This is a genomic window from Flavobacterium qiangtangense (assembly GCF_042658345.1).
Lineage (GTDB): Bacteria > Bacteroidota > Bacteroidia > Flavobacteriales > Flavobacteriaceae > Flavobacterium > Flavobacterium qiangtangense.
In genome coordinates this window covers 430,237-442,030 of the sequence record NZ_JBHSQB010000003.1, presented here as the reverse complement: position 1 = coordinate 442,030, position 11,794 = coordinate 430,237, and the positions used below count along the sequence as shown (strand labels likewise).

Here is an 11,794-nt window from a genome sequence, read left to right as displayed (position 1 = left end):
CAAAAATCTTGAAGCTGATTGAGTATTTTGCTTTATAGCAGGTAATAAAAAAATGAATTCAATATAGCTCCTAACTAATATATATATCGTAATATTGCAATATAAATATATTACAATGGGAGCGACAAAAACAGATCACTTTACAGACCAGCAGAACGAACTTGCCATTCTGGCGAAAGCTTTAGGGCATCCTGCCCGTATAGCGATAATTGAATACCTATTAAAAGTTGACGCCTGCATCTGCGGTGATCTTGTCAACGAGCTGCCTTTGGCCCAGCCTACGGTTTCACAGCACTTGAAGGAGCTGAAAAGCGCAGGACTTATAAAGGGAAATATTGAAGGCAATGCGATCTGCTATTGCATCAACGAACCGGGATTTGAAAAAATCAAGGGCTTTTTCCAGCATATAACGGAGCGCCTGGAAAAGAAAAGAAGCGAATGCTGTTAAAAATCGATCTACACATTAAAAAATAAGAAAAATGAAACTATCTGAAATTAAAAATCATCTAGCCGGTATGGAAGCTTTAAGCTTTATGCTTCCAAATGGCACATTTGTTCCGCAAAATTTCCACGTAACTGAAGTGGGGCTGATTACCAAGAACTTTATTGATTGCGGCGGTACTGTCAGAAAAGAAACGGTCGTTAACTTCCAATTGTGGGAAGACTCAAACGATGAAGACCACAGGCTGAAGCCAAAGAAGCTATTAAGCATTATTGCTTTATCTGAAAGGGTACTGGGTATTGAAGATTTTGAAATTGAAGTCGAATACCAGGACACGACAATCGGAAAATACGATTTAGGATTTGATGGTAAAAGCTTTACACTTCAGAATAAACAGACAGCCTGCCTTGCACAAGACCAGTGCGGCGTTCCGGCTGATAAGCAAAAAGTGAGCTTATCAGCAATTTCGTCTCAGTCAAATAGCTGTACTCCGGGCGGAGGCTGCTGCTAGTTTCAAAATAGGACCATGACATTAGAAACAAATCTTTTTCAGGAAATTCAAAGTGTAGTTACTGCATTTGAATTCGAAAGCGTAACTGTCGAGCGCAAGGCTGTATTGCAGCCCTTAATCGACTTTATTCAGGAAAAGTACACTTCCCATGAAGAAATAAGGCTTAATCTGATATGTACCCATAATTCGCGCAGAAGCCACCTTTCCCAAGTTTGGGCACAGACGGCAGCAGCTTATTATGGCATCAAAAATGTCTTTTGCTATTCCGGGGGAACGGAAGCTACTGCTTTGTTTCCGAAGGTCGCCGAAACCTTAAAACATTCGGGATTCAGGATTCAGGTAATTGCCGATGGGAACAATCCCGTATATGCCATAAAATTTAGCGAAAATACGCCTCCCGTCATTGGCTTTTCAAAAACCTATGATGATGCATTCAACCCTGAAAGCGGATTTGCCGCAATAATGACCTGCTCCCAGGCTGATGGCGGCTGCCCGTTTGTTGCCGGTGCTGAAAAACGAATTCCGATAACCTTTGAAGATCCGAAGGCGTTTGACAATACGCCCGAGCAAGCTGAAAAGTACCAGGAAAGAAGCCTGCAGATTGCAACTGAAATGTTTTACCTATTCTCACAAATCAAATAAAATTATGGCAGCAAATAATTGTGCGCCCGTGGCAGGGCGAAAAAAATTAGGATTTCTTGACCGTAACCTAACATTGTGGATATTTCTGGCTATGGGTATCGGCGTGGCAATAGGTTATTTCATGCCATCAAGCAGTAACTTCATCAATTCTTTTTCAAGCGGTACCACAAATATCCCACTCGCCATAGGATTAATCCTGATGATGTACCCGCCCCTGGCTAAAGTAGACTACGGCAAGATGGGCGAAGTCTTCTCCAATACAAAAGTACTTGGCGCATCCCTGTTCTTGAACTGGATAGTCGGTCCGATCCTTATGTTTGCCTTGGCACTGCTATTTCTTAAGGGGTATCCCGAGTACATGATCGGGGTAATATTGATAGGACTGGCGCGATGTATCGCTATGGTAGTGGTGTGGAACGACCTTGCCGACGGTAATCGCGAATATGCAGCAGGTTTGATCGCCCTAAACAGCGTTTTTCAGGTATTTCTTTACAGCGTATACGCCTATATTTTCATCACAGTCTTGCCGCCCTACTTTGGATATGATGGTTTCAACGTCGATATAAGCATAGGGCAGATTGCTGAAAGCGTAGGCATCTACCTGGGCATTCCTTTTGCCTTGGGAATTATCAGCCGATATGCACTGATTAAATTAAAAGGCAGGGACTGGTTTGAGACAAAATATGTTCCTTTTATATCACCTATAACACTAATAGCATTATTGTTTACTATCGTGATCATGTTCAGCCTGAAAGGCGAATTGATTGTGCAGATACCCATGGATGTAGTAAGGATAGCTATCCCGCTGGTCATCTATTTCACGCTAATGTTTGTGGTCAGCTTCTTTACTGGAAAGTACTTCGGGGCGGATTATTCCAAAAGCGCCTCTATTGCCTTTACGGCAACCGGAAACAATTTTGAGCTGGCTATCGCTGTTGCCATTGGCGTATTCGGCATCAACAGCGGACAGGCATTCGCTGGCGTTATCGGTCCGCTTGTTGAAGTGCCCGCATTGATTGCGCTGGTCAATCTGGCATTCTGGTTCAGAGAAAAATACTACACTGAACCACAGAAAAAGGGTCGCCTGTCCAAAAAAAATTACCGTGAGTCGCAAAACGAGCGGGACTTAACACTCAACAGGATCACAGACGCAGTAGTTTCTGTCGATAATGAATGGAGGTATACATTTTTGAACGACGCGGCCCTTGAAGCCCATACGCTGGGCCGCGAAGGGACCCTAGGCAAAGTGCTTTGGGAAGTACACCCTAAACTGGTGGGAACCACTTTCTGGAATACCTATCACGAGGCAATGGCGTCAGGCACTATAATGGCGTTCGAAAGCTACTATGAAGCCATGAAGAAGTGGTTTTCTGTCAAGGTCTACCCCTCGGATACGGGGCTCACCATTTTTTATCAAGACATTGACGAAAGCAAGAAGGCAAGAATCCAACTGATCAAAAGTGAAGAAAAATACCGGACGCTATTTTATAAAAGCCCGCTCCCCATCTGGCTGTACGATTTTGAAAGTTTTCGCTTTATAGACGTAAACGACGCCGCGGTAAAGCATTACGGATATACGCGCGATGAATTTCTATCGATGACCATAAAAGATATCAGGCCCCAGGAAGATATACCGGCACTGCTGGAAGATATCGCCGAGGTGCAGAAAGATTCTGACAGCTCGAGACATGGCAACTGGCGGCACCTGAAAAAAAATGGCGCTCTCCTGACCGTGGAAGCAACAGCCCACTCGTTCAGTCATGACGGCAGAGCGGTACGGGTAGTGATCGTAAATGATATAACACAAAAAACGATTATGGAACAAAGGCTTCTGGAAAACCAAATGAAGCTCACTAAGACACAAGCCCTTGGACATTTCGGCAATTGGGATATTGACCTTGAAAAGAATTTACATACGTGGTCGGACGAATTATATACAATCTTCGGCCTGCATAAATTGAAAACCGAGCCATCGAGCGCCCTCTTCCTGTCTCTCATCCATGCCGAGGACAAAACAATGGCACAAGACTTATTAAACCAGGCTATGCGTGATTTCAAGGAGGCCAGGATGGATTTCAGGTTCGCGAGCGCCGCCGGAGTAAAAAAATACGGGCATATCGAATGGCGCCTCGAATATGGCGCGGACAAGAACCCGATACGGCTATTAGGAATTCTGCAGGACATAACTGAACGGAAGGAAGCGGAAGCAACCGCGCAAAAGCTGGAAGGCCAAATCAAAGAACAGAAAATACAAGAACAGAAAAAGATTTCCAAGGCTATCATAAAAGCCCAGGAACAGCAAAAAAACCATATTGCCCAGGAGTTGCATGACAACATCAACCAGATTCTTTTTGGTGTCCGATTTCATCTGGGCGTTGCAGGGCACGAGAACAAAACCTTACAGGAACTATTGAGGCCCCCCGTAGAGCAAATCGGCAAAGCTATGGAGGAAATCCGAGCGCTATGCCAAAGTCTGGCAACGCCCATGGCAGATGTTGACCTGCAGGAAATTATTACAGAACTCATCCAAAAAATTGGCCGCAGTACAGACACTCCTCTGAGTATTAAGCTTTCCTACGCCATCCCATTTGAATTTCCTTATGATCTCAAATTGAATATATACAGGATCGTGCAGGAGCAATTGCAGAACATCGTGAAGCACGCAATGGCAAAAAATGTCAATATTGCTCTGGCTGCCAGCAAGGACAGTATCTGCATTACGGTGGAAGATGATGGAAAGGGATATGATATAAAACAAAAAAGAACCGGGCTGGGAATCTCCAATATTCTACATCGGGTCGAGGCTTTTAACGGCAAAGTGGAAATACAGAGCAAAGCGGGTGAAGGGTGTAAGACTGCGGTCACGATACCCTTTGGCCCGCCGGCAGGCGACGCCACCGTAAATCGAAATAGTTAACCTTGGCTTGGTTTGTCCGGCGCGGCTTTACGGCGTCCCCCTGTCCCACTCCTCTCCTGATGCACTTGGCAGTCAGCGGATGAAATATCTGAGAGTACACGCAGGCTTTTCTTCGAAAATCCGGAAAAAACCGAAGCTATAACGGTGGACTGGGAGAGTCTTTAGACAGCTGTTCGAATACACTGAAAGCGGGCTTCAAGAAAAGACGGCTTGTATAGCGCGAGACGCCCGAGCATGGATAAAGTAGGCAGCTTGCCAGGAATTACCAGCACGCTTGTTTGGACGCGCGGCCAACTGTACGCGCAGGAGAAGCTAAGCTTGCAGGTAGCCCAGGAAGACTTATCCGGTATTTGAAGGATCGGTAAGTATCTGCCTTCAAGCCTGCCTGAATTACATGTCGAAAGCGAGAGCCGCCGATTAATGATGCATGCCAAATTTGAAGCGCATTCCGTCGGGGGTATTCTTTTGCAAGTCCTATTGACGGTACGGAATAAACAATACCGTCCCGGTCTCATTGAATCTACCTGCCTGCACAGGTGGATTCCGTTGAGCCTGTATGGCCTTTCTTTCAGAACTATTTAGTGATCCAGTCACCATCTGGCGAGTATATACGATACAATTGCTTGAATCATATTTTTTAACAAGCCATCCCGGGCCATGTAAATCTGTGAAAGGAGGGCTTGTGGGACCACTTGCTGCCAACCGATCGAGTTTGCCATATATGATGTATTCCCGATTTCTTCCAAGCAATCTCTTCTTTGCTATTCGGTTTAGCTATCATACCGGTACTGGTAGCATTGTACGTCAAGCTGGCTATTTGGATTGGTAACGTTCGGAGGGGTTACATATGTTATATTTCCGAATTGATCATAGACATATTGGGTACGTTATACTCATGATTGTAGCCTCGCTTTAATATAACTTCCTCCCTGTCTATCTGTATCATGTTCCACCGTATTTGCTTAACAGATATCCAATTCTCATCTTTAAAAATACTCTTGTAAAGGTCGCCTTGGCGACAGAGCCGTCTGCTTTTTGGGAACTTCAGTACCTAGGGTATTTTGATCCACGCTTCACTGGTATCACCCTCCCTTTTCAATCCGTCCGCCTTCGCCATTTCATCTTGAAACTTCTTGCCTTGGGCCGCACGCTAACACATTGTAAACAAATGTATTCCAATTTGTTTAAATATTTCATAAAAAACCTAAACAGAATTATAAAACTTCCTAAATTAGCGACCGCTAATCTCAGTGGCGGCGGAGCCGGTACTAGCCTTTTACTTTCCTGTTGAAGAGAAATAAGGTTGGCCAATATCGCAAAATCACGGCAATCTGACTCCTCCACGTATTGCAATGACGCAGCATTGAGGCCAAGTAATATAACATGCGAGATTTAAAAATGCTATAGCTTTCGACATCACGACAAACACAATAGTTATGCACCAAAAGATGACGTTCCTCAAAGATATCGTGGACCACACCCCGCTCCCGATTGCTGTATTTACAGGCGAACAGCTCAAAATAGAACTTGCCAATCCGGCGATGGTCCGCGCCTGGGGAAAGGGAGATCAGATCGTGGGAAAAAATTATCTTGAAGTACTTCCCGAAATACGCGACGATGTGTTTTTTGAAGAGGCCCTTGGCGTCTTGAGAACAGGCATCCCGGTACATGCCAAGGACAAAAGGACCGATCTCGTAGTCGAGGGGAAACTCCGAACCTTTTATTTCAACTACAGCTTCATCCCCCTTTTTGACGGGCAGGGCAACATCTACGGCGTCATGAATACAGGCGTTGATGTTACGGACCTGCACGAGGCGCGAAACCAGGTGCAGAATGCCGAGGAGCGGCTCCGCGTCGCGATTGATTCATCGGGTCTGGGAACCTACGAAATTGATCTGGCGACAGGTCTGGTCCAAACCAACGATCGGTTCAACACGATCTGTGGCACCCAGCCTCCACTCACCAGCGCCGAGCTCATAGACCGGCTGCATCCCGATGACCTTCCGGTTCGCGAACAGGCGCACCTGAAGGCCGAAACTACAGGGAAAATTGCCTACGAGGCCCGCATACTCAATCACGACCAGACCGTGCGCTGGACCAGGATAAATGGCAGTATACTCAAGGACGAGGACGGCAATCCTTACTCGATTGTCGGAATTGTACAGGACATCAGCGAGCAGCGCGCATTTGAGCAGGAGCTCGAGCGTCAGGTAGCCGAGAGCACCTCAGAACTCAAGAGGTCGAACGACGACCTGCTGCACTTTGCCAGCATCGTCAGCCACGACCTCAGGGAGCCTGTGCGCAAGATCAGTATTTTCAATACGATGCTCCACGACAGCGATGATGCCGGGATCAGCGAGCGATCCAGAAAATTTCTGGACAAGATCGGGCAATCCACAGTAAGGATGGGAAGCATCATAGAGGGCATCTTGGCCTACTCTACCCTTGACAAGACCCTGCAGCCGGTGACAGCCATAGCCCTTGACGTTGTGATTCAGAATGTGAAAACCGACCTGGAACTCATCATGAAGGAGAAAGGCGCCATACTGGTTGCCTGCAAGCTTCCTGAAATAGAAGGCGCTCCGATACTCATCAGCCAGCTGTTCTACAACCTGATGCACAATGCGCTCAAATTCTCCAAGGCCGAAGAACCTCCTAAAATAATTATAACCGCCGTGGAAGTAAACGAGGCAGGCAGGGACTTTATACAGGTTTCGTTGCAGGACAACGGAATTGGCTTCGACCGAGCCTATACCGATAAGATTTTCGGCACCTTTGAGCGGCTGCACTCAAAAGACGATTATGAAGGAAACGGACTTGGGCTGGCGCTCTGCAGAAAAATCGCGAAGAGGCACCAGGGAAGCATCACCGCTTCCAGCCAGAAAGGGAATGGAGCCATTTTTACAGTAACCCTACCTTTAAGGCAGGATGCCGCCACACTCTAGATGCGTTGAAAAATTGGGAAATAAAACATAGAGAGGAGGTTTTTAAGAAGTAAGTTGCCAATCTTTAAAAGGCCATGAATGTAATTAAAGTTAAGACCCAAACCGAACTACGTAGGCCTTATAAAATCTCGCCGAGCATAAATCCTTTTTGATTATGAAACATCATTCCTAAATGCTCCCTAATTGACTAGTGAACCTTCGATATATTCATTTTATAAAGAAATGAAATAAGGCGTTCGTAGCAGTAGGGAATTTAGAAGCCGCACAAAGGGCGTTAGCTGTCAATTGCAAATTTTGCTCCCGCTATGCTTCTCAGCAAAATTTTTGCCCGCTAAAAGATTATCCGTCAAGTAATACGGAGGAGCTATGCCTTTAAAAATTAAAAATATCGGTAATGCATTCTAGATTTCTTACCAATCCGTGGCTGTGTTCAAAATCTACTAGGATCAGTTAAACTGCAGATGTAGCTAAACTGCTCTGAAAATATTACATGCTGTATGCATTTGATAATACATTCAGGTTATCGAAGTTAGAACTTGTCGGAAGCAATATAGATAAAATGATTTTTGACGTAATGACGAATTTTAATCAATGAATTAAACTACAATAGCCAGCTAACTTTGTAAATCTATTAAATTATGTTCTCCAAATTAAAATCTGCTCAGTCTTTCTGTTAATAGCCGAATATACTTTTCTTTCATTTCCGATGATAAAAAAGAAATTTCGATTAATTCTTTCCATTTTGGATTGCTGTCAAACATTTTTCTTATCGTAAGATCAATTACTTTATCACTTAACTGTATCGTTCTTTTCCAAAATATTCTATCAGATCACCAGATTTAAAATTACTTTTTTTTCCTTTTAAAGCAAGAGCCATTTCTTCCTGAGGATTTTTAATAGCGATAGATAAATTCAATAAGTCATATCCGGGAGTCAACTTAACCTGTCCAGATTTTGTCATTAGTGAAAAATTTTTCAAATGCATGTATTCATTTCCGGTTATAAAACAAAAAATAATTCTTTTGAAAAACGCAGCTTTCTCAACGGAAGGAAAAGTGCGGTATTCGTCAATAACCTGTACAACTTTTTCCATTGTAAAATTATATTTGGTATTTCTTGAACTTCCTGTCAGCTGGGCAAAATCCTCGGTAGCGTATTTTCTGTTTTTGCCAAAGCGGTCAAATCTTTTGATAAAATATGATTTTGAGTTGTCTTTTCCATACACCAGTCCATGCAGCGGGACGCTTATTCCAAAAAATTTGGCCATCCGCGTAGTCAAATCTTCATTTTCGGGCAATTCTGGAAAAATGTAACTCTGAGGTTTTATAATGAAATTTCCATGCTGATCTACAATCTCAAACTGCTGGTTTCTGGCAGACAGTATCGCGCTTAATTTTGGCTGTACGCCCTGAATTGACAACTTAGTTGCCGTTGCGCTGCTTCCTGTCTCAATTCTGATGCAGAGAATGGAAGGCGCTTAAGGGTTTTTAAATCAGGCGAAAGCATTCGCAAACCTGTTTCACTGTATACATTTTCACCACACGGTTCATATGTAATTAGATATCTATTCATTATCAATTGCTTTTACAGTTACAGCTTCTACCAGGTCACCCCCGATTGCACCAAGCTGTGTCAAATCATCTTTTCTATCAATCTTATTTATCTTTAAGAGTCCCTCGAGCATAATTCCCTCAGGAAGAAGCCCTTCGAAAAAAGGGGGAAATCGTTAAATGAATAGGTGCTATGACTTACAGGCATAGTTAATGAAACAGGTGCTAAGGCATATCCATCATCATATGTAAATTGATATTTTCCATAATCATCTTGGGAAAGAATTCCGGCTCTAATATCATGAAGGTAAACAATGGCACTTCTCATAATTTATTTGTTAGAGGGCTTATTAATCTAATCTCTATATTTAGAACTTTCATGACGGCCTTTAAGTTGTCCCATCGTATCGACTCCTTATTTTTCTCTATATTGAAAACCGTAGTTTTGCCAATACCAGCAAAATCTGCAAGCTGTAACTGCGTTAGTCCAGCTTCTTTACGATGAATTTTAATAAATGCGCCTAAATTAAAATCTTCCATTTTTACCGTTTTAGCGGTAAATGTAAGTAAACATGTTTATTAACGAAGACAATGGAATGAATCCAATGTTGTTTTACTGCTATAACGGTAAAATTAAAGTACCAATACTCTTGCTGAGAATTTCCTCGATCTTTTTATTTACTATAGGATTAAGCTGGCGCAGCGTGCTTCCTGCCGACAGTGGCAGGTACACAGCCAGCGTGGGTCAATGCGCGCCCCCTGGAACCTGTTCGGGGCAGCTCCTTCTAAACTTGCAAACTTGCTGCCCCATTATAAACATTAAGGCTAAGGAAGAAAATGTAACGCGAAAGGACCTGGAGCAGCTTGGAAGCTTCCTGCTCGGAGAATTAGAGAAAATGCTTAAAAAAAAGGAGTCATGCCAGGGCCCGGAGGTTTCCGATGCCGAGTGGCTGAATGGAAAGGCAGTACGCAGCTTGCTGCAGATCTCGCCCGGCTCGCTCCAAAAGCTCAGGGTTTCCGGGAAGCTCGGTTTCAGCGAAACGCGTGGCACCTACTTTCACTGCAGGGCTGACCTTGAGCGCATCTTCAATGGCCGAGGTTAACCCTTCCGCCTACTTTGCGGCATTGCAAAACGACCGGCGGCTCGACGCATGGCATATAGCGATCGTGGCCGCATTGTTGCATATCGCCATCGAACAAGGCGGGCGGCGCAGGCTCACGGCAAGCCGTCGCGAGCTGGTGGCCCTTTCGCATATCAGGTCGCTGCCCACCTTTCACAAATGCCTGCGTGGCCTCCAGGAATTTGGTTATCGTCTATTCGCCATCATTCGATCCCCGTGGCAGGAGCCAGATAGAGCTGGTGCCGCCCTGAAGCGGGATCTTCGTGTAATCGCCTGTATGTAGCTGTGCCGTACTCCAACTACCCTTGCTTCAGCTGTTGCTATCTGCAGCTCGGCGCTAGATAATTATATAAATATTCCATAAAGATATATAATGTTAGCAGGTGTAAAATGTTGCAATTTTATCTGATGCGAAATTGCAGTACCATGAAAAAGTTCATCCGCGACAATTCGCTTTCACTGACCTTCGCGCTGCTTTTTGCGGTTTCCATGGCCGGCCAGACCTTCTTCGGCTACAAGGAGCACCTGAAAGAACTGTCCGAGGGCGGAGCGGACCCAGTATCTGTTCTGCAGTATCTGTCATCTGGACATTTCCTGCAGGCCACGTTTGAAAACTGGGAGTCGGAATTCCTGCAGATGGCACTGCTGGTGGTCCTGACGATATTCCTGCAGCAGAAAGGGTCGTCGGAATCCAAAGATTTCGATACTGATGAGCCGGTCGATCGCGAGCCAGATCCTCTGCGAAGAGGTGCGCCGTGGCCTGTACGCCAAAGCGGCTGGATATTGGCAGCTTACAAGCACTCGCTCACTATCGCGCTCCTGCTGCTTTTTGCGGCGAGTTTCGCCGGCCATTTTTACGGGAGCCTCGAAGACGAGAACCTGCAGCTGCGCATGGCGGGCAAGCCAGCGGAAAGCGCCAGCGAGTATCTTGCTGGTTCGAGGTTCTGGTTCGAGTCGTTCCAGAACTGGCAGAGCGAATTCCTTTCCATCTTTGCAATAATCATCCTCTCTATATTCCTGCGGCAGAATGGCTCTTCGCAATCCAAGCCCGTGGACGCGCCGAATAGCGAGACTGGAGAATAAAACGTAAAAAATAACAAATATGCCATCAGAAAAAGTCAAGGCTTGCGCGCAGGCCATTGCCGAAAAAAAATGGAAGATCGCTTTCGTGGAAAGTGCCACGGCAGGCAGGATGTGCTCTGAATTTTCCCTGACCGCGCATTCGGGCGACATCCTGCGGGGAGGAATTTCCTGCTATGAGGTCTTCATCAAGGAAGACATACTGAAGGTGCCGCACGAGCTGATTGAAAAGCACACGCCGGAATCTGCTGAAGTGACAGCGTCTCTGGCCCGCAATGCCGCGGCTCTTTTCAGGTGTGAAATCGTGGTAGCCGTAACAGGGCTGACCGCCCCAGGAGGCAGCGAGACGTCCGACAAGCCGGTAGGCACCATGTTCCTGCACATCATCCTGCCGGGCAGCCAGATTGCGCACCGCGAAATCTTCACGGGCATCCCTGAAGATATCGTGCTTATGGCAATAGACAGGACGGCAGAATTGCTAATAGAAGCCACCAATGCTAGCAGTCGTTAAGCTTTTTATCAGCCATCTAAAGTATTGCAAGGGGCATTGGATAGCGTCCGCTCGGGCGGCACTTCCTGACCGCCC

Annotated in this window: 10 protein-coding genes and 2 pseudogenes; 9 read left to right on the top strand and 3 right to left on the bottom strand. The window is 45.4% G+C overall.

What is annotated here, in order from left to right:
* Positions 1-115: 115 nt before the first annotated feature.
* The 6 genes and pseudogenes from ACFPVY_RS02080 (at position 116) to ACFPVY_RS02055 (ending at position 7,457) form a co-directional block, all read left to right on the top strand.
* Positions 116-448 carry an ArsR/SmtB family transcription factor gene (locus ACFPVY_RS02080; protein ID WP_379790040.1) on the top strand — a complete coding sequence of 111 codons (333 nt, stop codon included), beginning with the start codon at positions 116-118 and terminating at the stop codon, positions 446-448.
* 31 nt (positions 449-479) lie between these two features.
* Positions 480-953: a DUF6428 family protein gene (locus tag ACFPVY_RS02075; RefSeq protein WP_379790039.1), complete on the top strand. Its 474-nt coding sequence runs from the start codon at positions 480-482 to the stop codon at positions 951-953.
* A gap of 15 nt (positions 954-968) precedes the next feature.
* Complete coding sequence (locus ACFPVY_RS02070) at positions 969-1,595, top strand: arsenate-mycothiol transferase ArsC (RefSeq protein WP_379790038.1); 627 nt, start codon at positions 969-971, stop codon at positions 1,593-1,595.
* Positions 1,596-1,599: 4 nt separating this feature from the next.
* Positions 1,600-2,661: pseudogene (arsB, locus tag ACFPVY_RS02065) on the top strand (ACR3 family arsenite efflux transporter); the annotation flags it as partial.
* Positions 2,662-2,679: 18 nt separating this feature from the next.
* Positions 2,680-4,512 (top strand): PAS domain S-box protein, encoded by a 1,833-nt coding sequence (locus ACFPVY_RS02060; RefSeq protein WP_379790264.1) that lies wholly within the window; start codon positions 2,680-2,682, stop codon positions 4,510-4,512.
* A gap of 1,448 nt (positions 4,513-5,960) precedes the next feature.
* Complete coding sequence (locus ACFPVY_RS02055) at positions 5,961-7,457, top strand: sensor histidine kinase (RefSeq protein ID WP_379790037.1); 1,497 nt, start codon at positions 5,961-5,963, stop codon at positions 7,455-7,457.
* Between the two features lie 793 nt (positions 7,458-8,250).
* Here ACFPVY_RS02055 and ACFPVY_RS02050 read toward each other — a convergent pair.
* The 3 genes and pseudogenes from ACFPVY_RS02050 to ACFPVY_RS02040 form a co-directional block, all read right to left on the bottom strand.
* A complete protein-coding gene (locus ACFPVY_RS02050) occupies positions 8,251-8,877 on the bottom strand; it encodes a HipA domain-containing protein (RefSeq protein ID WP_379790036.1) in 627 nt (208 codons plus the stop codon).
* 144 nt (positions 8,878-9,021) lie between these two features.
* Positions 9,022-9,335: pseudogene (locus ACFPVY_RS02045) on the bottom strand (HipA N-terminal domain-containing protein).
* The gene (locus ACFPVY_RS02040) at positions 9,332-9,547 is read right to left on the bottom strand and encodes a helix-turn-helix domain-containing protein (protein ID WP_379790035.1); all 216 of its coding nucleotides are present in this window, start codon (positions 9,545-9,547) and stop codon (positions 9,332-9,334) included. The pseudogene ACFPVY_RS02045 and the gene ACFPVY_RS02040 overlap by 4 nt, the downstream one beginning before the upstream one ends.
* Before the next feature lie 32 nt (positions 9,548-9,579).
* Between ACFPVY_RS02040 and ACFPVY_RS02035 the strand changes: the two genes are divergently transcribed.
* The 3 genes from ACFPVY_RS02035 (at position 9,580) to ACFPVY_RS02025 (ending at position 11,719) form a co-directional block, all read left to right on the top strand.
* Positions 9,580-10,110, top strand: a complete 531-nt coding sequence (locus ACFPVY_RS02035; RefSeq protein WP_379790034.1) for a hypothetical protein — start codon at positions 9,580-9,582, stop codon at positions 10,108-10,110.
* A 444-nt stretch (positions 10,111-10,554) separates the two neighbouring features.
* Positions 10,555-11,211, top strand: a complete 657-nt coding sequence (locus ACFPVY_RS02030) for a DUF6766 family protein (protein WP_379790033.1) — start codon at positions 10,555-10,557, stop codon at positions 11,209-11,211.
* A gap of 19 nt (positions 11,212-11,230) precedes the next feature.
* The gene (locus ACFPVY_RS02025) at positions 11,231-11,719 is read left to right on the top strand and encodes a CinA family protein (protein ID WP_379790032.1); all 489 of its coding nucleotides are present in this window, start codon (positions 11,231-11,233) and stop codon (positions 11,717-11,719) included.
* Positions 11,720-11,794: the final 75 nt, after the last annotated feature.